The sequence below is a fragment of the Actinomyces urinae genome, assembly GCF_900119695.1.
Taxonomy (GTDB): Bacteria; Actinomycetota; Actinomycetes; order Actinomycetales; family Actinomycetaceae; genus Gleimia; species Gleimia urinae.
The window spans coordinates 299,900-321,488 of sequence record NZ_LT632547.1 but is presented as its reverse complement, the minus strand read 5'-3'; the positions used below and the strand labels follow the sequence as shown (position 1 = coordinate 321,488).

General features: G+C 55.2%; 19 protein-coding genes and 1 tRNA gene. 18 read left to right on the top strand and 2 right to left on the bottom strand.

The features are described 5' to 3' along the window. Nucleotides 1-98: 98 nt before the first annotated feature. The 12 genes from BQ7114_RS02765 (at nt 99) to BQ7114_RS02710 (ending at nt 11,723) form a co-directional block, all read left to right on the top strand. Complete coding sequence (locus BQ7114_RS02765; RefSeq protein WP_072341652.1) at nt 99-1,103, top strand: tRNA (adenine-N1)-methyltransferase; 1,005 nt, start codon at nt 99-101, stop codon at nt 1,101-1,103. After that, nucleotides 1,103-2,650 (top strand): proteasome ATPase, encoded by a 1,548-nt coding sequence (gene arc, locus BQ7114_RS02760; RefSeq protein WP_072341649.1) that lies wholly within the window; start codon nt 1,103-1,105, stop codon nt 2,648-2,650. The genes BQ7114_RS02765 and arc overlap by 1 nt, the downstream gene beginning before the upstream one ends. After that, the gene (dop, locus tag BQ7114_RS02755) at nt 2,643-4,199 is read left to right on the top strand and encodes a depupylase/deamidase Dop (protein WP_072341646.1); all 1,557 of its coding nucleotides are present in this window, start codon (nt 2,643-2,645) and stop codon (nt 4,197-4,199) included. The genes arc and dop overlap by 8 nt, the downstream gene beginning before the upstream one ends. A gap of 2 nt (nt 4,200-4,201) precedes the next feature. Beyond that, complete coding sequence (locus BQ7114_RS02750; RefSeq protein WP_072341643.1) at nt 4,202-4,375, top strand: ubiquitin-like protein Pup; 174 nt, start codon at nt 4,202-4,204, stop codon at nt 4,373-4,375. A 21-nt stretch (nt 4,376-4,396) separates the two neighbouring features. Then, nucleotides 4,397-5,785, top strand: coding sequence for a proteasome accessory factor PafA2 family protein (locus tag BQ7114_RS02745; RefSeq protein ID WP_072341640.1), 1,389 nt, complete (start codon nt 4,397-4,399; stop codon nt 5,783-5,785). After that, the gene (locus BQ7114_RS02740; protein WP_143236779.1) at nt 5,782-6,789 is read left to right on the top strand and encodes an FKBP-type peptidyl-prolyl cis-trans isomerase; all 1,008 of its coding nucleotides are present in this window, start codon (nt 5,782-5,784) and stop codon (nt 6,787-6,789) included. Before BQ7114_RS02745 ends, BQ7114_RS02740 begins: the two co-directional genes overlap by 4 nt. Beyond that, nucleotides 6,786-7,565, top strand: a complete 780-nt coding sequence (hisF, locus tag BQ7114_RS02735; RefSeq protein WP_072341634.1) for an imidazole glycerol phosphate synthase subunit HisF — start codon at nt 6,786-6,788, stop codon at nt 7,563-7,565. Before BQ7114_RS02740 ends, hisF begins: the two co-directional genes overlap by 4 nt. A gap of 6 nt (nt 7,566-7,571) precedes the next feature. Next, a complete protein-coding gene (gene hisI, locus BQ7114_RS02730) occupies nt 7,572-7,940 on the top strand; it encodes a phosphoribosyl-AMP cyclohydrolase (RefSeq protein ID WP_072341631.1) in 369 nt (122 codons plus the stop codon). Between the two features lie 133 nt (nt 7,941-8,073). Beyond that, nucleotides 8,074-8,940 carry an indole-3-glycerol phosphate synthase TrpC gene (gene trpC / locus BQ7114_RS02725; RefSeq protein WP_072344675.1) on the top strand — a complete coding sequence of 289 codons (867 nt, stop codon included), beginning with the start codon at nt 8,074-8,076 and terminating at the stop codon, nt 8,938-8,940. A gap of 46 nt (nt 8,941-8,986) precedes the next feature. Continuing rightward, nucleotides 8,987-9,844: a prolipoprotein diacylglyceryl transferase gene (gene lgt, locus BQ7114_RS02720; protein WP_034507803.1), complete on the top strand. Its 858-nt coding sequence runs from the start codon at nt 8,987-8,989 to the stop codon at nt 9,842-9,844. Nucleotides 9,845-9,848: 4 nt separating this feature from the next. Continuing rightward, a complete protein-coding gene (gene pyk / locus BQ7114_RS02715) occupies nt 9,849-11,288 on the top strand; it encodes a pyruvate kinase (RefSeq protein ID WP_072341627.1) in 1,440 nt (479 codons plus the stop codon). 231 nt (nt 11,289-11,519) lie between these two features. Continuing rightward, a complete protein-coding gene (locus tag BQ7114_RS02710) occupies nt 11,520-11,723 on the top strand; it encodes a hypothetical protein (RefSeq protein WP_034507798.1) in 204 nt (67 codons plus the stop codon). A gap of 135 nt (nt 11,724-11,858) precedes the next feature. On the opposite strand, the gene BQ7114_RS02705 is transcribed toward BQ7114_RS02710, so the two are convergent. Beyond that, nucleotides 11,859-11,932: transfer RNA gene (locus BQ7114_RS02705), tRNA-Leu, on the bottom strand. Nucleotides 11,933-12,005: 73 nt separating this feature from the next. Between BQ7114_RS02705 and BQ7114_RS02700 the strand changes: the two genes are divergently transcribed. Further along, complete coding sequence (locus tag BQ7114_RS02700; RefSeq protein ID WP_072341625.1) at nt 12,006-12,596, top strand: ANTAR domain-containing response regulator; 591 nt, start codon at nt 12,006-12,008, stop codon at nt 12,594-12,596. A gap of 2 nt (nt 12,597-12,598) precedes the next feature. Here the strand turns inward: BQ7114_RS02700 and BQ7114_RS02695 are convergent, their stop codons facing one another. Then, on the bottom strand, nt 12,599-12,991 hold the full coding sequence (locus BQ7114_RS02695) for a PaaI family thioesterase (protein ID WP_083431708.1): 393 nt from the start codon (nt 12,989-12,991) through the stop codon (nt 12,599-12,601). 147 nt (nt 12,992-13,138) lie between these two features. Between BQ7114_RS02695 and polA the strand changes: the two genes are divergently transcribed. The 5 genes from polA (at nt 13,139) to BQ7114_RS02665 (ending at nt 21,545) form a co-directional block, all read left to right on the top strand. Continuing rightward, nucleotides 13,139-15,784 carry a DNA polymerase I gene (gene polA, locus BQ7114_RS02690; RefSeq protein ID WP_072341623.1) on the top strand — a complete coding sequence of 882 codons (2,646 nt, stop codon included), beginning with the start codon at nt 13,139-13,141 and terminating at the stop codon, nt 15,782-15,784. A 207-nt stretch (nt 15,785-15,991) separates the two neighbouring features. Then, entirely contained in the window at nt 15,992-17,437 is a 1,446-nt protein-coding gene (rpsA, locus tag BQ7114_RS02685; RefSeq protein WP_034507790.1) for a 30S ribosomal protein S1, read from the top strand. 196 nt (nt 17,438-17,633) lie between these two features. Continuing rightward, nucleotides 17,634-18,275, top strand: coding sequence for a dephospho-CoA kinase (gene coaE, locus BQ7114_RS02680; protein ID WP_072344669.1), 642 nt, complete (start codon nt 17,634-17,636; stop codon nt 18,273-18,275). Between the two features lie 10 nt (nt 18,276-18,285). Continuing rightward, nucleotides 18,286-20,370, top strand: a complete 2,085-nt coding sequence (uvrB, locus tag BQ7114_RS02675; RefSeq protein ID WP_072341620.1) for an excinuclease ABC subunit UvrB — start codon at nt 18,286-18,288, stop codon at nt 20,368-20,370. 185 nt (nt 20,371-20,555) lie between these two features. After that, the gene (locus tag BQ7114_RS02665) at nt 20,556-21,545 is read left to right on the top strand and encodes a TerC family protein (RefSeq protein WP_072341613.1); all 990 of its coding nucleotides are present in this window, start codon (nt 20,556-20,558) and stop codon (nt 21,543-21,545) included. The last annotated feature ends 44 nt before the right edge of the window (nt 21,546-21,589 follow it).

Below are 21,589 nucleotides of genomic sequence, written 5' to 3'. Positions count from 1 at the left end.
AAAAGAAGTTGGACTCGAAGATGACCGCTCGTCCCAACTAGACTGTGCATGTGACTTTTTCCCTTGAGTATCCGATTCCAAGCCAGGTGGCCCACCCGATGGGCATGGCGTCTCGCCGTGGCCCGCTACGAGCGGGCGAGTTTGTTCAGATTACGGACCCAAAGGGCCGGTTGCATACGGTGATGCTTACGCCCGGTGGGTATTTTCAGACCTCGCGAGGTTCATTGCACCACGATGACATCATTGGTCAGCCGGAGGCTGTGACCATGCACGACGGGGAGCGCGAGTTTCAGGTCGTGCGCCCTCTTCTCGCCGACTACGTGATGTCAATGCCTCGCGGCGCAGCGATCGTCTACCCTAAGGACGCGGCCCAGATCGTGACGTTTGGCGACATCTTCCCCGGTGCTCGCGTGCTGGAGGCGGGCGTTGGATCCGGTGCTCTGTCAATGTCGCTGCTTCAAGCGGTGGGATCTACAGGTTCGCTACATTCCATTGAGCGGCGGGAGGATTTCGCGAAGATCGCGCAGGGCAATGTTGATCTTTGGTTTGGAGGACGCCATCCTGCGTGGCAGGTTTCGGTTGGTGATTTTACTGATGTTGCGATGAATCTGCCCGCGGAGTCAATAGACCGCGTTGTGCTTGACATGTTGGCTCCGTGGGAGTGTATTGAGGCGGTGGAACATGTGCTGGCTCCTGGCGGCGTGCTGACCGTCTACGTGGCAACAGTTACGCAGTTGTCCCGAATGTGCGAGGATTTGAAAGCTTTTGGCAGGTTTACAAGGCCGCAGGCGTGGGAGTCTGCAATCCGTGATTGGCATTTGGATGGGCTGGCGGTAAGGCCAGAGCATCGCATGGTGGCGCATACGGGCTTCTTGATGACTACCCGTAAGGTGGAGCGTGCTTCAGTTCCGCAACGTCGCGCTGGACGTCCCGCTAAGGCTGCCGAGGGGCTGGCGGGCCAGTGGGATGAAGAGACTGCGTGGGAGGAAAACGGCGAATTAAACCCCGTTGTTTCCTCAAAAAAGGTTCGTCGTTCCATTCGTGATGTAGCGGCGAAGACGAGGAATTGGCTGGCTCACGATGAGGATGGAGAGAGCATTTAGTGTCGCATTCACTCCAGGTTCTAAAGAACGAAATCATCGAGCTTCGCAGCGCTAATGAACGGCTCGCAGGTACCCTCCTGACTGCGCGCGAAGAGATCGCTTCGATGCGCGCCCAGATTGAGGCGGCTAGTAAACCACCTGCGCAGGTGGGCACAGTGCTGTCGGTTGATGCTCAGGCGCGGGAGGCCGAAGTATCTCTCGGCGGCAGAACAATGTGGCTGTCGGTTGCAAGCTCGGTAGATCTGCTCGGCTTGAGGGTTGGGCAGGGCGTTCGGGTGAGTGAGAACATGATCGTGGCCGCTCCGCTGTCCACCGCCAGGGTGGGGCAGATGGCCTCAGTGGTGCAGCTGGTGGGTGTAGACCGGGCGCTGGTTAGCGCCGATGCGGGTGTGCTCCAGATGGTGCTACTTGCCGGTTCACTGCGGCATGGGGGAGTCCGCCCCGGTGACTCGCTCCTTATTGATACGAAGGCTCACGTAGCATTGGAGAAGGTTGTGCGCTCCGATGTGGAACAGCTGTTGCAACCCGAGATTCCGGGCGTTACCTACGATGATATCGGCGGCCTCGATGAACAGATTTTGAAGGTTCGAGACGCCGTCGAATTGCCGTTTAAGAATCCGGATTTGTACCGCGAATACGGTCTACGCGCGCCCAAGGGCGTGCTCTTATATGGCCCTCCTGGATGCGGCAAAACGCTGATTGCGAAGGCCGTGGCAAGCTCATTGGCAGGGGCAGCCGGCCAGCCGTACTTCCTCTCAATAAAGGGCCCAGAGGTCTTAAACAAGTACGTGGGCGAAACAGAACGCCATATTCGCGCGATTTTTGGTCGGGCCCGCCAGCTCGCCTCTGAGAATGTTCCGGTGGTGATTTTCTTTGACGAGATGGAGGCGCTGTTCCGCACGCGAGGGTCCGGAATATCCTCTGATGTTGAGACGATGATAGTGCCGCAACTTTTGGCGGAGATGGATGGCCTGGAGGCACTCGACAACGTAATTGTTATCGGCGCGTCGAATCGTGAGGACATGATCGATCCTGCGGTGTTGCGTCCCGGCAGGCTGGATGTTCGCATCCGGATTGATCGCCCAAGCCGAGCGGGAGCGCTCGATGTGTTCGCAAAGTATTTAGTTCCGGAATTGCCTTTTGCCAACGCCACGCTCAGTCGGTTCGGTTCGAGAGAAGAGATAGCCCGGCAACTCATAGAACAACTTGTGGATGCGCTCTATGACAATAGTGGACAGACCGCACTGTTTGAGCTTTCACTCGCAAATGGGAATTCAAAGGTCATTTACGCTTCGGACCTGGTATCTGGCGCGATGATTGCATCTATCGCCCGGCGCGCAAAAAAGTTCGCGGTGAAGGACGCGCTGCATGGGCGCCCGGGACTCACGCCGGAGCACCTGCAGCGAGCATTCACCGAAGAGCTGATGGAGACCACGGATTTGGCGGCAACTACTACGCCGCGCGAGTGGGCGCGGGTTACAGGCTTGCGCGGCGATGACGTGGTTGCGGTACGTTCGTTACAAGTGAGGGAGGCAGCGAATGACTAACCGGGTTTTGGGTACAGAAACTGAGTTCGGGATAACGGATGCCAATGATCCGAGCGCGAATCCCGTGGTGCTGTCGGCTACTGCTGTTGAGGAATACGCCGCTTCGGTTTCCATTGGCGAGGTGGTGCGTTGGGACTATTCGGGTGAGGACCCGTTAAATGATGCGCGCGGATACCGTTTACAGAGGGCGGCGGCACACCCCTCGATGCTTACCGATGATCCCTACCGGTTGGCACCGCCGGGAGGCGTGAGCTTTGAGGATCGTCCGGGCGAGTATGAACGCTTTATGCAGCGCGCAACTTCCGTAGTTCTTTCAAATGGCGCGCGGTTTTATGTGGATCATGCGCACCCGGAGTATTCGAGCCCAGAAACTGCGTCTGCGCTGGATGCGGTGCTTTATGACAGGGCGGGAGATCTACTGGCAACTCGCGTAATGGAAGCGTGCGCACAGGCGGGTACGGAACTGGTTTTGTATAAGAACAACACGGATGGCAAGGGCGCGGCATACGGCACTCATGAGAACTATCAGGTGAGTCGCGATGTTGATTTTGACGACATCACGCGCGCGATGATTCCGTTCCTGGTGACGCGCCCGGTGATTTGCGGGTCGGGGCGCGTGGGGCTGGGCCAGCATTCGCAAAAGCCTGGTTTTCAGATTTCGGCTCGTGCAGATTTCGTTGAGAATTCGGTTGGCCTTGAAACCACGTTCAACCGTCCGATTGTGAATACACGGGATGAGCCACACGCCGATCATCACCAGTTCCGGCGTTTCCACGTGATTAATGGGGACGCGAATCAGTTCGACGTTTCAACGTATTTGCGCCTGGGCACTACGTCGTTGGTTTTGCGCGCACTCGAGGGAGATCTCGACCTCACCATTGATTCGCTTGCACTGGATCAGGATGATGTACAGACAGCGTGGGATGTTTCTCACGATGTTTCGATGACTAGGTTGATTCGTTTGAAGTCGGGCGAGGCAGTGACTGCGCCCCAGTTGCAGCGGAAGTATTTAGATTTCGTGCGCTCTCATCTTCAGTTAGATGAGGGTGACGAGGCCATTTGCAGGGAATGGGAATGCGTTCTGGATGGCCTAGAGACGGATCTGGCAAGTGTGTCGGCTGACGTTGAGTGGGTGGCGAAGTACCTCTTGCTTGAACGACAGATGGAACGCTTAGGCACCACGTGGGACGATCCGCGCCTTCGCGCGATGGATTTACAGTGGGCGGATTTGCGTCCGGGAAGGTCGCTGGTAGCGGCTTTGGATCGAGCGCGCCGCGTACGACGGCTGTTTTCAGCTGAAGACGTTGCACGTGCTTTGGTTGAGCCTCCGCGTAACACGCGCGCGTGGGTTCGGGGCAAAGCGATTAGTTTGATTCCGGAGGTCGTGAAGGCTTCATGGACGTCGCTGGTGGTGGATCAGGCGGGCCAAGATCGTTTGGTGCGCATCCCGTTGCCAGATCCAAATCAGGCTGGGAATCAGGATTTGATGCGCGTATTAGATGAGGGTGCACAGTCTCTTATTGGTTTGTTTGATAGTGGCAAGGAGTAATCATGGCACAGAAATTCGCGCCTGCGGGCGACAATAGTGAGGATGAGATTCAGGAGGCAGGTCAGGTACAGGCTCAGGGCAGTAGCATTGATGACCTCTTGGATGAGATCGATTCGGTTTTAGAAACGGATGCGCAAAAGTTCGTGCAGGGTTTTGTACAAAAGGGTGGCGAGTAGGCCGGGTCGGCTGGAGCTGTTTTGAATCGTAGAATTTTTGGGATCGAGACCGAGTACGGCATTACTTGCGCCCCAACGGGTAGCGGGGATGCTCCGCTGTCTGCTGAAGAGGCCGCACATCTATTGTTTGAACCGCTGATCAAGGCGGGGCGTTCAACGAATGTGTTTTGGCGCAACGGAGGCAGGCTGTATTTGGATGTGGGCGCGCATCCAGAGTTCGCTACGGCGGAGTGCGACCGGGTTGAAGACTTGCTTTTGCAGGTGCGTGCGGGCGAATCCCTGTTCGCCGAGTTTGCCGATGTGGCAAACAGGGCGCTTGATCAACGAGGGAGCGCTGGACGTATTCATTTGTTTTCCACGAATGAGGACGCCGCGGGCAACTCGTTTGGTTGCCATGAGAACTACCTGCTTCGTCGTAACCGCAACTTTAGGGATGTGGCTGATGCACTGGTGTCGTTTTTTGTGACGAGGCAGATTGTGACGGGTGCGGGTCACATTCATCGCGATGGAGTGCCTCGGCTGGGGTATTCGCCGCGTGCTCGGTTTATGGATGACCCGGTTTCTGCAGCTACTACTAATTCTCGCCCTATAATTAATACGCGAGATGAGCCACTTGCTAATCCGGGCGAGTACCGGAGAATGCACGTAATCGTGGGTGATACGAATGTTTCGGAGAGCTCAACTGCAGTAAAAGTAGTGATGACCCACCTCATTTTGTCCGCAGTTGAGGCGGGCGTGCGTATCGCAGATTTGGCGCTCAAAGATCCGATGAAGGTGATTAGCCAGATTGATTTCGAGCTGGGTTCAAATATCGAGGTGGAGCTGGTTGATGGAAAAAGGATGAGTGTGGCCCAGCTTCAGCGAGAACTAAAGCGCAGGGCCCTTGCGGTGGTTGATACGGCGGATGCCTCCCCACTTACTTTGCAAATGCTGGATCTGTGGGACCGCGCGCTCGATGCGGTGGAGTCGGGCGATCACAGTAGCGTAGCAACGGAATTGGATTGGGCAATAAAGGAGCGCCTGTTTACCAGGTTTATTGAGCGTGCCAACTGCGGCCTGGATGACCCACGAGTGGCGCGCCTAGAGCTTGCTTATCACGACATCACGGCAGGTTTTCGCACGCGCTTAGAGGTATCGGGTCAGATGGTTCGCCTGACCGACCCGGCCGAAGTGCACAAAGCAAAGTCGTTTCCTCCTGCGACCACGCGGGCCCATATTCGCGGCCGGGTGATTGCTGCAGCAGAGGACGCCAAACGTCAGCTGGGGGCGGACTGGCTTCACTTGCGCTTGGATGACCAACGCGCACCTCACGTGGTTTTGTCCGATCCGTTCGCGGTTGCTGATAGAGATGCGGATAGAATTCTGGAGTTGATTGCCGAGCAGGATACTGGGTTAGCGAGTTTCGCATGAGCAAAGACCAAGTCGAGAAGGCGGCAACAGGTTCGCCGAGCTTGCCGTCTCGAATGCAGCAGCGTAATAAGCTACATCGGCGTATCTTGCGCTATTGGCGTGAGGCACTTGGCGTTCTTGTTCTGCTAGTGATCACGTTAACCATTTTCGTCGTGCAGCATTACCGGATCGAAGAAGATTCTCAGGCCGCCGAGACGTGGCGCGACAAGATTCAGGTGTCGGGAACGGTTGGGCGCATCCCAACTCTTTCTATATCCGGTTCAGTATCGGTCTCTTCAGAAAAGGTAGAGCTGTTGGAACAGGGATCGGGACGGGAAATCACTGCTGATTCACCGCTTATCGTCGCGATCTGGTCATTTGATGGTGCAACGGGAAGAGCGGTGGATGAATCGAGCCACCCATCGGTCCAGGTTGGACTGGCTTCGCCAGATTCTTTCGACGAGGCACTCTTGGCTGGCGTTGTGGGCAAGCCCGAGGGCTCACGAGTACTTTTTGTCCGGCCCGTTTCACGCGGCGGTGAGCTGGGAACGGAAGTGAACGTGGTGGACGTGCTCCATTCGGCCGCGTCCGGTGAGGTAGTAGAGGGAGAGGATAGTCCTCTTAAAGTGACTATGACCGATACCGGCCCGAACATCTCACATGATCCAGGCGATCCACCCGATGATTTGATAGTCCAAATGCTGGTACGCGGCGACGGAATTCAGGTTAAAAATACCGACAGTGTTTTGGTTCAATTTGTGCGTGCCAACTGGACTGATTCTGTGGTTCAAGATTCAACCTGGTGGAAAGGTATCCCAAAAGCCATTAATTTAGCCGAAGCCATGCCCGGGGTGCGGGTTGCTCTAACTGATCAGCGGGTGGGCTCGCGTCTTGCTCTGACGATTCCATCGGAGATGGCGTTGGGGGACGGTGCTGTAACTATGGTGATCGACATTATCGCGGCACAGGGTGAAGGCGGTACACTGACGCCGTTAACTACCGAATCAGAGGAGGTCACCTCATGAACGAATTTATTAAAATCATTCCGTGTCTAGACGTTAAGAATGGGCGCGTGGTGAAGGGCGTTAACTTCGTTCATCTGAAGGACGCTGGTGACCCCGCGCAGCTTGCGTCCGCATATGTTGATGCGGGCGCCGACGAGCTTACATTCCTTGACATCTCGGCCACGACCGAGGGCCGTGACACTATGGTTGATCTAGTTGCTAAGGTTGCGGGTCTTGTCTCAATTCCTTTCGCAGTGGGCGGGGGTATCCGCAACGTGGAGGACGCTCAGCGTCTGTTCGATGCGGGAGTGGATAAGGTTTCGGTGAATTCTGCTGCGATCGATCGTCCGGATGTTTTGGATGAGCTGTCGCAGCGTTTCGGCTCCGATAAGGTCATCCTTGCTTTGGATGCGCGCCGTTGCACGGAGGGTGTTTCTACCCCGTCTGGCTATGAGGTAACTACGCACGGTGGTTCAAAGTCTACCGGAATTGATGCTGTGGGCTGGGCGAAGGATGCCGCGGCTCGTGGCGTTGGTGAGATCCTCCTGACATCCATGGACACAGACGGAGTGCAGACCGGTTTCGACCTGGATTTGTTGCGCGCGATTCGTGAGGCCGTGGACGTGCCGATCACCGCTTCAGGTGGTGCGGGTGAAGTCGAGCACTTTGTTGAGGCTGCGCGCGCTGGTGCTAACGCGGTTCTGGCGGCGTCGGTGTTCCACTTCGGTAAGGTCTCGATCGCGCAGGTGAAGAGCGCCTTGGCCGAAGCCGGTTTCAAGGTTTCAGGAAAGTTCTAAGAACAAGTGAAGGCACCATCGCAATCGCAGCTCGATCCTGCTATTAAAGCAAGGTTGAAACGAGATGAGAACGGTTTATTCGCCGCGGTCATTCAGCAGTTTGATACTCGGGAAGTCCTTATGGTCGGGTGGATGAATGACGAGGCTTTGCACCGAACATTGACGGAGGGTCGTGTTACGTTCTGGTCCCGCTCTAGGAGCGAGTACTGGCGTAAGGGAGACACGTCTGGGCATTTCCAGTTTGTAAAGCGTGTGAGTATTGATTGCGATGGTGACGCCCTCTTGGTGGAGGTAAATCAAGTGGGCGCCGCGTGCCATACGGGTGAGCGATCATGCTTCCTTGAGGGAGGCGCCTTACCGGCCGTCCAGGGTTAGAACCAATATTTCAGCAAGAGCGGGCAGGGCTTCGGTCCTGTCCGCTCTTCTAGTCAAATCGGCGTCTGCTAAGTGAACGGATTTGGTGATCGGCGCCACGGTTTGGGACACTCTTGGTGGGAAGGAGGAGACCATGAGCGTCCTGAACTCTGTGCTTGCGGATGTGCGGGCCGAACTTGCCCATCGCGAACAGCGCGTCAGTTTGGATGAGATGAAGCGCCGCGCTTTGAAAGCCCCATCGCCGCGCGATGCTCTTGGTGCCCTCAAAGGTCCCGGCGCGGTAACGATTATGGCGGAGATCAAGCGCCGCGATCTGCGCGATGGTTACATTGCTCCGATCCCGGATGCTGGCGCATTGGCGCGCCAGTATGTTGATGGGGGAGCAACCATGGTTGCTTGTGTCACGGAGAACCGTCATTTCGATGGTTCGTTGGCAGATTTGCAGGCTGTGAGGCGCGCTATTGACCTGCCGATACTGCGCAAGGATTACATTATTTCTCCCTACCAGATTCATGAGTCGCGCGCCTACGGTGCTGACATGGTGCTCCTTTTCGCGGCCCTATTGGATCAACCTCATTTGCGAGGCTTCATAGAGCGCATCGAGTCTTTGGGCATGTCTGCCCTGGTGGAAGTAGATTCGCGGGTTGAGGCGGTGCGGGCCTTGGATGCTGGCGCGAAGGCGATTGGTGTGAATGCGCGTAATCTGCACAATCTGAAGATTGATCGCTCGAATTTCGATGAGATCGTCGATGTGATCCCCTCCGATGTGATCGCGGTTGCTCAGTCCGGCGTTCGTGATCCGCGTGATGTGTTTGTTTATGCTCGGGCGGGAGCAGATTCGGTACTGGTTGGAAAGTCTTTAGTTTCAGCTCATGACCCACGAGGGTTGGTGGCCGAGATGGTCTCGGCTGCCCAACATCCGGCGCTACTTGCAGACCGTAAAATGCGCATTCAGCAGGGAATTCACGAGCGTCAGGCCCTGCTTTACCAAGCGCACTGAGGTTCTCAACTACGTATCGCAGTGGGTTCTGGATAAACTTGTATCCATGAGTGTTATTTCCCTGCTCCCGGTTTCAATACCGTCACCGCCTCAGGGCGTTTGGTATTTGGGGCCGGTTCCCCTTCGGGCGTATGGAATTATTATCGCCTGCGCGATGGTGGTAGCGGTTTTGCTAACCAAGAAGCGTTACGAGGAACGCGGTGGGAATCCAGAACTGGTTTATGACGTGGCGCTGTGGGCAATCCCGTTCGGGATTGTGGGAGCGCGTTTGTACCACGTGATTACTTCGCCATACAAGTATTTTGGTCCGAATGGGCAGTGGCTGGAGATTTTCCGGATTTGGGAAGGCGGAATAGCGATCATGGGCGCTGTTATTGGCGGCGTGATCGGTTCTGCAATTGCTCTTCATCGGGCGGGCCAGCGTATGGGACCGTTTGCGGATGCGGTTGCGCCTACGCTCCTTATTGCCCAGGCAATGGGGCGGTTTGGTAACTGGTTTAATCAGGAGCTATTTGGCAAGGCCACGACGCTACCGTGGGGTTTGGAGATTGATGATCGCCATCTGCCTGCCGGGTATGCGTCTGGTACGCTGTTCCACCCGACTTTCTTGTACGAGGTGATCTGGAACCTTTCGATGGCCTTCATCATTATTGCCCTCGATAAGAGGGTTAAGTTCAAGGGCGGCCAGCTGATCTTCTTGTATATGAGCCTGTACGCGATTGGCAGGTTCTGGATTGAGAATCTTCGGATTGATCCCGCGAAGATTTTCTTAGGTATGCGTTTGAATGCCTGGTCGGCACTCGCAATCATTATTATTGGGATTGTTGGATTCTTAATAGCGGGTAAACGGGGAGCATCGACTCGCGTGGAAGCTCCCGAACGCACTGAGGAGAACGTAGAGTAGTTATATGCGTAGAGCTAAGATTGTTTGCACTATTGGCCCGGCAACAGAGAGTCCTGATCAGATTCAAGCCTTGGTGGATGCCGGCATGGATGTGGCTCGTATTAACAGGAGCCATGGCGATGTAGAGGGCCACGAAGCAGTTATTAGGCATGTGCGGAAGGCTGCGCGCGCTTCCGGCCGTGCGATTGCCGTACTTGTTGATTTGCAGGGCCCGAAGATCCGCTTGGGGCGTTTTGAGGATGGCCCGCACTATTTGAACGTGGGTGATACTTTCACTATCACCACCCGCGACGTGCCGGGAACGAAGGAATTGGTTTCAACCACGTTTGCGGGGCTTCCAGGTGACTGTCGCCCCGGTGACCGTTTGCTGATTGACGACGGCAACGTGGCGGTTCGTGTTATTGAGGTAACCGATACTGACGTGAAGACTCGCGTTGAGGTTCCCGGTAACGTTTCGAACAACAAGGGCATTAATCTTCCGGGCGTGGCTGTTTCGGTGCCCGCACTGACGGAAAAAGATGAGGAAGATCTTCGCTGGGCGCTTAACATTGGTGCGGATTTCATTGCCCTGTCGTTTGTGCGTGATGCCAAGGATATTAACGATGTTCACGCGGTCATGGAAGAGGTTGGTATTTACCGTCCGGTAATTGCCAAGATTGAGAAGCCGCAAGCCGTTGAGCATTTGCTTGAGATCGTGGAAGCGTTTGATGGCATCATGGTCGCCCGTGGTGACTTGGGCGTTGAGGTGCCACTCGAGACGGTCCCGCTGGTACAAAAGCGTGCGATTGAGCTTGCTCGCCGCCGCGCGAAGCCGGCTATTGTTGCAACGCAGGTAATGGATTCGATGATTAAGAATCCGAGGCCAACGCGCGCTGAGGCATCTGACTGTGCTAACGCGATTTTGGACGGCGCTGACGCGGTGATGCTCTCCGGTGAGACGTCGATTGGCGCCTACCCGATTGAAGCCGTCCGCACAATGGACCGCATTATTGAAAACGTTGAGGAAAACGGCGGCGAGCGTATTGCTCCGATCGGCGCGTTTAACGTTGCGAACTCTTCGGTCTTGACCCAGGCAGCTGCGCAAATTGGAGAGCGTTTGGATGTTAAGTTCTTGGTGAACTTTACTCAGTCGGGTTCAACGGCGCGGCAGATGTCGCGTTTGCGTTCACCGATCCCGATGCTCGCATTCACTCCGCTTGAGACCACTCGAAACCAGTTGGCCCTGTCCTGGGGCATTCAGACGTATCGAGTGCCAGAAGTGAAGCATACGGATGACATGGTGTGGCAGGTCGACCAGGTCCTGCGGCTTTCACAGTTGGCGGACGTGGGCGATGTGCTGGTGATTGTGGCTGGCATGCCGCCAGGCACCCCGGGTTCTACTAACTCGCTTCGTATCCATACGATTGGCGATGACGTCGACTATTCGATTGGTGGCGGAATCTAGTCCAGTCTGTATTCGAGTGCTAATGCCGGGGTTGCTGCTTGCAATCCCGGCATTAATATGATTTACTATATTATTCTCCGCAAATGGTTAAGGCGTTGTAGCGCACTTGCTACAGGCCGGTTTCTCCGGTTTCCCAGGCGCCTAGCGGATGAAGCATTTTCGTTTTTGTGAGGCTGGATTACCTGCGCTGCCGTTGCGCACATCCGGCCGGATAGAAGGAAGGAGATATCTATGCAGATGTTTAGCATTTATGACATGCATACAAGCCGTCAGGCGCGCAACCTTAGCGAGATGAACATTGCAGAGGCTGTGCGTCCGTGGTTTAAAGATGTCGATTCGATGCAGGTCAGGCGTGCGATTGATGCGTTGGCTGTACCGGCAACGCGTAAGCAGGCAGCTGATTACCTGGGCATTAGTCTCGTCCAGGTTGCATAACAGAAGTCAGTAGCACCTAATAGGAGATTTGGTCTTGTAGGTGTTTTCTCGGGAGCTTGATAGATCATAAAGAGCTGTTAAGCTCCCGTTTTCTCTATGCAATTCCACGCCTGCTGGAAATTGGAAATTAAAAAGTACCCCGGGTGGGATTCGAACCCACAACATGCCGATTTTGAGTCGACCGCCTCTGCCAGTTGGGCCACCGGGGCATTGTTACCGTTTGAACGGAACCAAGGTCTAGAATAGCCATAGTTTTAAGTTGGACCAAAATTTAGGAATGTTATGAGTGACACTGAACGTAAATCGCGCAGGGTGGTTGTCGCTGAAGACGAAGCTCTAATCCGCCTGGATATTGTTGAAACCCTTAAAGGTGCCGGATACGACGTAGTTGCCGAGGTAGATAATGGCGAGGACGCGGTTGCGAAGGCGCTCGAGCTAGAACCGGATCTTTGCGTGTTTGATGTGAAGATGCCGAAGATGGATGGCATTACTGCGGCTGAGCGCATTTTGAAGGAGCTTTCTTGCGCCGTGGTTATGCTAACCGCATTTTCGCAGGCCGAGCTGGTTGAGCGTGCGCGTGATGCTGGTGCGATGGCATACGTCGTTAAGCCGTTCTCGCCTACGGACCTGCTTCCCGCTGTGGAGATCGCGGTTTCGAGACAGGCAGAGATGCTTGCTATGGAAGATGAGATTGCTGATCTGACCGAGCGTTTTGAGACGCGCAAGGTTGTTGACCGCGCTAAGGGCTTGCTCATGGAGCGAATGGGCATGACCGAGCCGGAGGCATTCCGCTGGATTCAAAAAACGTCTATGGATAGGCGTCTTTCTATGCGCGAAGTTGCGGATGCGGTTGTGGATCAGGTGGGAGAGTAACCTCACGGTTTCTTAATGATCTGGTTTGAGATCAGGGCGGTGGATATCAATCTGCCGCCCTCATCTGTTATATCCACCCGGTGTACGCAGCGCGTGCGCCCTAAATGCATCGCGGTAGCCGTGGCGGTAACGTGGCCAGCTTTAGTGGGTCGAATATGTTGGATGGATAGTTCCACGCCAACGGCAACGAAGTCATCTCCAAAAGTGCGGGCATGTTCACGCGAAGCTAAGGATCCTGCGGTTTCTGCTAGGGCAGCACTTGCACCCCCGTGCAGCACACCCGCTGTCTGCCTGTTGCCTTCTATCGGCATGCGCATCACGCAGTTTGCAGGCGAGAGCTTGATAACTTCCATTCCGGTGCGAGCCATAAGGGTCTGCTTATCGAAGTGAGGCACCGTTGTTCCTTTCGTAAATAACTAGTACCCAGCTTACGTTCCTCCCGGCTCGCAGGTGTATAGCAAGGTGCGCAATAGACGTTTGGTTGTGCTCTCTCGGTACTGTAGGTGCTGTGAATTGCGGCCCTCTGCTCTAGGCTTGAAGGCGTGAGTGAAAAACGACTTCTAGTTCTAGATGGCCATTCGATGGCATTTCGAGCGTTCTACGCGCTACCCGTGGAATCTTTCATTACGAGCACGGGGCAGCACACTAACGCGGTTTACGGATTTGTTTCGATGCTTGTGAAGATGCTTGCCGACTACGAACCAACGCATGTGTTGGCAGCTTTTGATGCTGCTGAGAAGTCTTTTCGCTCCGATGAGTATCCCGAGTATAAGGCGGGGCGCGCGAAGACGCCGGATGAGTTTAAGAGCCAGGTTCCTCTCATTCAAGAGGTGCTGAAGAAGCTAGACATCCCCGTGGTTGTTAAAGAGGGCGTAGAAGCAGATGACGTCCTCGCAACGGTTTCTGAGATGGCACAAGAAGCGGGGATGGAGACGTTTTTGGCTTCTGGAGACCGCGATACCTTCCAGCTGGTCACGGATTCTACGTTCGTGATTTATCCGGGACGTTCAATGTCGGATTTAAGGCTGATGGATCCGCAGGCGGTAACGGATCGTTACGGCGTAGCGCCAGTTCAGTATCCAGAAATTGCGGCGCTGGTAGGGGAATCGGCAGATAACCTGCCCGGCGTTCCTGGTGTGGGTGATAAGACGGCCGCACAGTGGTTAAAGAAGTACGGCGGCCTTGAGCAGCTGATTGAGAATGCGGACAAGGTCGGCGGTAAGCGCGGCGAGGCGTTGCGCGAGCATCTAGAAGATGTGCGTCGCAATCGCCGTCTAAATGCGCTGCTCCGCGACGTTGATCTGGAAGTAGACCTTGCAGATTTAGAACGCAAGCCGTTTGACCGCAATGGAGTTGAGGAGCTCTTCGATTCCCTTGAATTCGCAACGCTTCGCTCCCGGGTTTTTGCTGTAGATGTGGCTGATCAGGATGAGGCTCCCACTCCATCGGCAAGTGAGGCGGTGCAGGTTGAAACCTCAACGTACCCTCAGGTTGGGATCGAAGCGTGGGCACAAACCGTCGAGGAGGGTGACCTCTTGGCGGTTCTACCAGTTCTGGCCGGTAGCGATATCGAAGTGGTCGTGCTGTACACCCCCGGAAGGGCTCTTATCGTAGATCCCGTTGATCTTGACGAAGCCGCTGCGAATGACCTGCAAGCTTTATTTAGCAAGGCGCGGGTTATCACGCACGAGGCCAAAAAGTGGCGGCACCTGTTTGCCGACCGCGGCATTGGCTTTGAGAACATTTGGTTTGAGGCTGAGCTCGCCGCCTATCTTTTGCGTCCCGATCAGCGAGGCTATGAGCTCCCGGCTCTAGCGCGACGCTATTTGGACCGCACTATTGCGGCCGAAGAGTCTGACGGGCAGTTGTCTTTGCTGACCGATCATTCGCAGAAGGTGATCCTTGCGCAAGCTCTGTACGATTTGGAGCAGCCAATGCGGGCAGAGCTGAACAGGCAGGACGCGTGGGAGCTATTCCAGCAAATGGAGCTTCCGGTGCACAACGTGTTGTGGAAGATGGAGCACGTAGGCATTGGCGCGGACATGGACACTTTGCGGGCGATGTCGGATGAGCTTGGCAGTATGGTGAACCGCGCCGCCGATGCCGCTTATGAGGTGATCGGACACGAGGTTAATCTTTCCAGTCCCAAGCAGCTGCAGACAGTGCTGTTTGACGAGTTGGATATGCCCAAGACTAAGAAAACAAAAACGGGCTACACCACAAACGCGGATGCTCTTGAAAAGCTGTTCTTGCAAACGGAGCATCCTTTCCTTGCGCACCTGCTGGAGCATCGCGACAAGATTAAGCTGCGCCAAACGGTTGACGGCCTGATCGGTTCGGTACAGCCTGATGGGCGCATTCACACCACATTCGAACAGACCAAGGCAGCCACGGGGCGCCTGTCCTCCACTCAGCCTAACTTGCAGAACATTCCGGCCCGCACGGAGGAGGGGCTGCGGATTCGCGAGGCGTTCGTTCCAGCGGACGGCTTTGACGCACTTCTCACTGCAGACTATTCGCAGATCGAAATGCGCATCATGGCGCACATGTCTGAAGACGCGGCGTTGATTGAGGCTTTTAATTCGGGTGAGGATTTGCACAAGACCATGGCCTCCATGGTGTTCCACGTGCCCGTTGATGAAGTCGATTCGAATCTGCGTAGCCGAATCAAGGCAACTTCCTACGGCTTAGCTTATGGCTTATCCTCCTATGGTCTGTCCCAGCAGCTCGGCATCAGCGTTGCCGAGGCCGCTGCGCTACGCGATAAGTATTTCGAACGCTTTGGGGGAGTACGGGATTTCCTCGCAGGCCTGGTGGAGAACGCTCGCAAGGTGGGTTACACCACCACGCTGTTTGGGAGGCGTCGCTATCTTCCGGACCTCACTTCGACTAACCGCCAGAGAAGAGAGATGGCCGAACGCGCCGCGCTCAATGCGCCGATTCAAGGCTCTGCAGCGGACATCATCAAGGTTGCGATGATTCACCTTGATAGCGCCCTTGCCAAATCGGGTCTGAGCTCGCGCGTGCTGCTGCAGGTGCATGACGAACTTGTACTTGAGATCAAGAACAGTGAGAAAGACGAGATTAAAAAACTCGTGAAGCATGCGATGTCTAATGCGGTTGCCCTGGATGTGCCCCTGGATGTGTCCATGGGCATCGGCGATAACTGGCGTAGTGCCGGCCATTAGTCCTAAGAATGGGACGCGAATGAGCGTTTGGCCCAAAATGCGACCAAACTCTCATGCCTAGAGTCTCGATTTTATTTCGTATGGGCCGGAACTTCACTGGTACCATTGCCATTGGTGCTCTTTGTCGTTACAGTTTGAAACTGTGCGCATAGGCGCCAAATTGTCCGTATTCACTACTATTTATCCGTATTCGGGGATTTAAACTTTATGACCAACTCAACCCCGCAGCCCGAGCAGGTTGCAGTCAACGATATTGGATCCGAACAGGATCTACTCGCCGCTATCGACGAGACCATCAAGTACTTCAAGGAAGGCGACATTGTCGAAGGCTCTGTCGTCAAGGTTGACCGCGATGAAGTCCTGCTAGATATCGGTTACAAGACCGAGGGCGTTATTCTTTCGCGCGAATTGTCGATCAAGCACGACGTCGATCCTGATGACGTTGTAGAGGTTGGCGACAAGATTGAGGCTCTTGTTCTTCAGATGGAAGACAAGGAAGGCCGTTTGCTTCTGTCGAAGAAGCGTGCTCAGTACGAGCGTGCCTGGGGCACGATCGAGAAGGTCAAGGAAGAAGATGGCGTTGTAAACGGTACCGTCATCGAGGTCGTCAAGGGCGGCCTTATCCTCGACATCGGTTTGCGTGGCTTCCTGCCGGCATCCCTCGTGGAGATGCGTCGCGTTCGTGACCTGCAGCCGTACATTGGCCGTGAGCTTGAAGCCAAGATTATTGAGCTGGACAAGAACCGAAACAACGTTGTTCTGTCTCGCCGCGCTTGGTTGGAGCAGACCCAGTCTGAGGTGCGCACCAACTTCCTCAACACCCTGCAGAAGGGCCAGGTTCGTTCCGGTGTTGTTTCCTCGATCGTTAACTTCGGTGCGTTCGTTGATCTTGGCGGTGTAGACGGTCTCGTTCACGTTTCTGAGCTGTCTTGGAAGCACATCGATCACCCGTCCGAGGTTGTTGAGGTTGGCGACGAGGTTACCGTTGAGGTTCTCGACGTCGATATGAACCGCGAGCGCGTTTCGCTTTCGCTCAAGGCTACTCAGGAAGATCCGTGGCAGGCATTTGCCCGCATCCACGCTATCGGTCAGGTTGTGCCGGGCAAGGTCACCAAGCTGGTTCCGTTCGGCGCGTTTGTTCGCGTTGAGGATGGCATTGAGGGCCTCGTTCACATTTCCGAGCTTGCGCAGCGTCACATCGACGCTCCGGAGCAGGTCGCGAAGGTGGGCGATGAGGTCTTCGTTAAGATCATCGACATTGATCTTGAGCGCCGCCGCATCTCGCTGTCGCTGAAGCAGGCTAACGAAGGTGTGGATCCGAACTCTTCGGACTTCGATCCGTCGCTGTACGGCATGGCCGCTGAGTACGACGAGAACGGCAACTACAAGTACCCTGAGGGCTTCGATCCGGAGACCCAGGAGTGGATGGAAGGCTACGACGAGCAACGCGTTGCTTGGGAGTCCCAGTACGCTGAGGCTCACGCTCGTTGGGAGTCCCACAAGGCTCAGGTTGCTCGTGCGATGGAAGAGGACGCCGAGGCTGCTCCGAAGATTGAGGATCAGGCATCCTACTCGACCCCGGTTGAGTCGGAGGGCACCCTCGCTTCTGACGAGGCGCTTGCAGCGCTTCGCGAGAAGCTGACGAACAACTAATTGTCTTGTTGCCGTTAGGCGCTTGAACTAGACGTTCAGGAGGTGGCCGAGTGGGAAACCACTCGGCCACCTCTTTATTGCTCGCTATAGTCGAACTGTTCAATCGGGTTTTGGGGCAACTAGAAACTGGGAGGTCGATATGGCTTGGGAAGAGATCCAGCGCGGGGGAGCGCGCGCTCTTGTCAAACTGCCGTTAATGAAATCTGTTTCGGTCCCTAGCGCTCAACTACGCGAGGCGCGTCCGCTTTGGATCGGACTCACGGGCGGTATTGGGGCCGGTAAATCTGCGGTTACAAACGTTTGGCGCGGGATGGGCGCAACGATTGCTGATGGCGATGTGATCGCTCGGGAGATCACCGGGCCGGATAAGGATGCTCTGGCGCACATCATTCAGCGTTTCGGATCCGAGGTTGCTCCGGGCGGTGTGTTAAACAGGGCAAGCCTAGCCAGCATTGTTTTTCACGATGAGGCGGCCCTTGCAGATCTAAATGCGATAACCCATCCACGCATCCGTGCGCGCGCATTAGAGATTTTAGAGGCGGCGCCAAATGACGGCCTTGCGGTGTATGACGCAGCTGTTTTGATAGAGGCCAAAATGACGCACATGGTTGATGCGGTTGCTGTCGTTGTGGCAGATGAACAAGACCGCGTAGCTCGTTTGACGGGCATGCGAGGAATGGACGAGCAGGATGCCAGGCGGCGGATTATGAACCAGATGAGCGATGCGGAGCGGCGCAAACATGCCAGCATCATCATCGAAAACGAGGGCTCGCTGGCAGATCTAGATTGCGTGGCCCGCGAACTCTACCAAATGCTTACTGCAGGCACAGAAGCTTAGACTAGAAGGTATGGAAAACCAGACTGTTGTTCGCCAGGAAGCGCCTTTCGAGGTCGTCTCTGAGTTCACCCCGTCGGGTGACCAGCCAACGGCTATTAGGGAGCTGGCCGAGCGGATCAACGCTGGTGAAAAAGACATTGTCTTGTTGGGCGCCACGGGTACCGGTAAGTCGGCTACAGCCGCGTGGCTGATTGAGCAGATCCAGCGCCCCACGCTGGTGATGGCACCAAACAAGACGCTCGCCGCGCAGCTCGCCGCGGAACTACGCAGTTTGCTGCCGAACAATGCGGTTGAGTATTTCGTGTCCTACTACGACTATTATCAGCCGGAAGCGTACGTGCCACAGACGGACACGTATATCGAAAAAGACTCATCGATTAATGATGAGGTAGAGCGGCTGCGCCACTCTGCAACGAACTCTTTGCTTACTCGGCGCGACACGGTTGTCGTGGCATCGGTTTCATGTATATACGGTTTGGGTACGCCTGAAGAGTATGTTGCGCGCATGGTGGAACTGAGCGTTGGTATGGAGGTCTCGCGAGATGACCTTTTGCGTGCATTTGTGAATATGCAGTATTCGCGCAATGACATGGCGTTTTCGCGCGGCACTTTCCGCGTGCGGGGTGACACCATCGAGATCATTCCCGTTTATGAAGAGCTCGCGATTCGCATTGAGATGTTTGGGGACGAGATCGACGCCCTAGCGTACCTGCACCCGCTTACCGGTGATCTCATTCGCGAAACCGATCACGTGTACCTATTTCCGGCCTCGCACTACGTTGCGGGTGAAGAACGCATGAAGCGCGCCCTTAAGACCATTGAAGAGGAACTTGATGAGCGCGTTCAGTGGTTTGAAGGTCAGAACAAGCTTCTTGAGGCCCAAAGGTTGCGTATGCGCACAACCTACGATCTTGAAATGATGCGCGAGATTGGCACGTGTGCGGGTATTGAGAACTACTCGCGTCACATTGATGGGCGCGGGCCGGGCACGCCGCCGCATACTCTGCTGGATTATTTCCCGGATGATTTTGTGCTGATTATCGACGAGTCGCATGTGACTGTGCCGCAAATCGGCGCCATGTACGAGGGGGATATGTCCCGTAAGCGCACGCTAGTTGACCACGGCTTCCGCTTGCCCTCGGCAATGGATAACCGACCGCTCAAGTGGGATGAGTTTCTCCAGCGGATCGGCCAAACCGTATACATGTCTGCAACTCCTGGTTCCTATGAGCTGTCCCAAGCTTCGGGTGTTGTTGAGCAGATCATTCGCCCCACCGGCCTCGTGGATCCAAAGATCGTCATCAAACCAACAGAGGGGCAGATTGATGACCTGCTTGGCGAGGTCAATGCGCGCGTGGAGCGGGGCGAGCGCGTGCTTGTCACCACTTTGACCAAGCGTATGGCTGAAGACCTAACGGACTACATGTCGGTTCGCGGTGTGCGCGTGGAGTATCTGCATTCGGATGTGGATACGCTTCGTCGCGTGGAACTATTGCGTGAACTACGCCAAGGCAAGTTTGATGTACTGGTCGGTATTAATCTTTTGCGCGAGGGCTTGGATCTACCCGAGGTTTCACTGGTTGCAATTTTGGATGCGGACAAAGAAGGATTCTTGCGCTCTACTACCTCCCTTATTCAAACTATTGGGCGCGCTGCCCGAAATGTTGCCGGTGAGGTTCATATGTACGCTGACAACATCACAGATTCGATGCAGCGCGCGATTGATGAGACGGAGCGGCGTCGCGAGAAGCAGATTGCTTACAACAAGGAGCGCGGCATCGATCCGCAGCCGCTGCGCAAGAAGATTCAAGATGTCACCGATATGCTTGCCCGCGAGGACATCGATACCGAAGAGCTTTTGGAGGGCGGCTACCGTAAGGCAGTTGCGGATTCACGTCGAGCAGGCGAGGTGAATTTGTCGGCGCGAGCTCGTCTGGCGGCTGCCGCCGAGGATGATCTGGCCGGTCTGATTGATGAGCTGACGAAGCAAATGCACCTGGCTGCTGAGGAGCTCCAGTTTGAAGTTGCTGCCCGACTGCGGGATGAGCTGAAGGAACTTAAGCAGGAGCTTCGCCAAATGCGCGATGCAAATTAACCGGTGAGAAGAACCACTGCAGGCCTCTCGGCGCGGCGAGCGATTTTGGATAGAATGGGCTTGTCGAGGGGGAGTACTCCCACAATCACAGCATCGTCAGCACGGTGAAAACCCGGTGTTGTGGCCACTGAAGTGGTGGAGAAGACCTTCGGATAAGCCCTGTTTGGACTACCGAAAGTTTTCAATTGCACGTTCATGCTCTTGGCTGGATCATGCTGGCCGTTATTATCCTTGCCCTGATTATCGTCGATATTGTCGGGCACGTCCGCACCCCGCATGAGCCAACGCTGAAAGAGGCGGCGGTCTGGTCGGTTGCTTACATCCTTCTTGGCGTTGTGTTCGGCTTTGTAGTCTGGTTCTTCTGGGATTTGCAGTATGCCGGCGAGTATTGGGCCGGTTACATCACTGAAAAGTCGCTGTCTTTGGACAACCTGTTCGTGTTTGTGCTGATCATTTCGGCATTTCGAGTGCCGCGCAAGTATCAGCAGAAGGTCCTCCTTTATGGCATTGTGATGGCCCTGGTCATGCGCCTGATCTTCATATTGATCGGCGCTGCGATCATCGAAAAGTTCGCGTGGATCTTCTACATTTTTGGTATTTGGTTGTTGTACACGGCCTACTCGCAGGTGCGCGAAGGGATCCAGGGAGATGAGGAAGAGGACGAGTACAAGGAACCTGGATTCGTGCGTTTGGTGCGCAAGGTGTTCCCAGTTACCGATGGGTTCCTTTCGGATAAGATGCTTCACCGCCACGCGGGACGCACTTATCTGACGCCAATGCTCTTGGTAATTATTGCTCTTGGATCTACGGACATCATGTTCGCTTTCGATTCGATTCCTGCGATCTTTGGGCTCACTAAAGAGCCGTACCTAGTTTTCGCAGCGAACGCATTCTCACTACTCGGATTGCGTCAGCTGTATTTCTTGATCGATGGCCTCCTTGAGCGCTTGGTTTACCTACACTTTGGTCTTGCTGCAATTTTGGGCTTTATCGGGGTCAAACTGGTTTTGCATGCTCTGCACGAGAACAATCTGCCGTTCATCAACTCGGGTATGCCGTTTAATGTGCCAGAGATCGGTATTCCCGCCTCACTCGGATTTATTGGCGGTACCCTGCTCATAACGGTGGTGGCATCTATGCTGAAGACTCGGGCAGATAATCGTGCGGACTCTTAACTCGCACCCTAAAAGCAACGTCGAGGCAATAATCAGGGTTCGCC

Coding starts and splice junctions, on each gene's coding strand:
- hisF (WP_072341634.1), top strand. CDS start 6,786: ATGAACGAATTTATTAAAATCATTCCGTGTCTAGACGTTAAGAATGGG.
- trpC (WP_072344675.1), top strand. CDS start 8,074: ATGAGCGTCCTGAACTCTGTGCTTGCGGATGTGCGGGCCGAACTTGCC.
- rpsA (WP_034507790.1), top strand. CDS start 15,992: ATGACCAACTCAACCCCGCAGCCCGAGCAGGTTGCAGTCAACGATATT.
- BQ7114_RS02765 (WP_072341652.1), top strand. CDS start 99: ATGGGCATGGCGTCTCGCCGTGGCCCGCTACGAGCGGGCGAGTTTGTT.
- lgt (WP_034507803.1), top strand. CDS start 8,987: ATGAGTGTTATTTCCCTGCTCCCGGTTTCAATACCGTCACCGCCTCAG.
- pyk (WP_072341627.1), top strand. CDS start 9,849: ATGCGTAGAGCTAAGATTGTTTGCACTATTGGCCCGGCAACAGAGAGT.
- BQ7114_RS02700 (WP_072341625.1), top strand. CDS start 12,006: ATGAGTGACACTGAACGTAAATCGCGCAGGGTGGTTGTCGCTGAAGAC.
- BQ7114_RS02710 (WP_034507798.1), top strand. CDS start 11,520: ATGCAGATGTTTAGCATTTATGACATGCATACAAGCCGTCAGGCGCGC.
- dop (WP_072341646.1), top strand. CDS start 2,643: ATGACTAACCGGGTTTTGGGTACAGAAACTGAGTTCGGGATAACGGAT.
- uvrB (WP_072341620.1), top strand. CDS start 18,286: ATGGAAAACCAGACTGTTGTTCGCCAGGAAGCGCCTTTCGAGGTCGTC.
- BQ7114_RS02750 (WP_072341643.1), top strand. CDS start 4,202: ATGGCACAGAAATTCGCGCCTGCGGGCGACAATAGTGAGGATGAGATT.
- coaE (WP_072344669.1), top strand. CDS start 17,634: ATGAAATCTGTTTCGGTCCCTAGCGCTCAACTACGCGAGGCGCGTCCG.
- BQ7114_RS02740 (WP_143236779.1), top strand. CDS start 5,782: ATGAGCAAAGACCAAGTCGAGAAGGCGGCAACAGGTTCGCCGAGCTTG.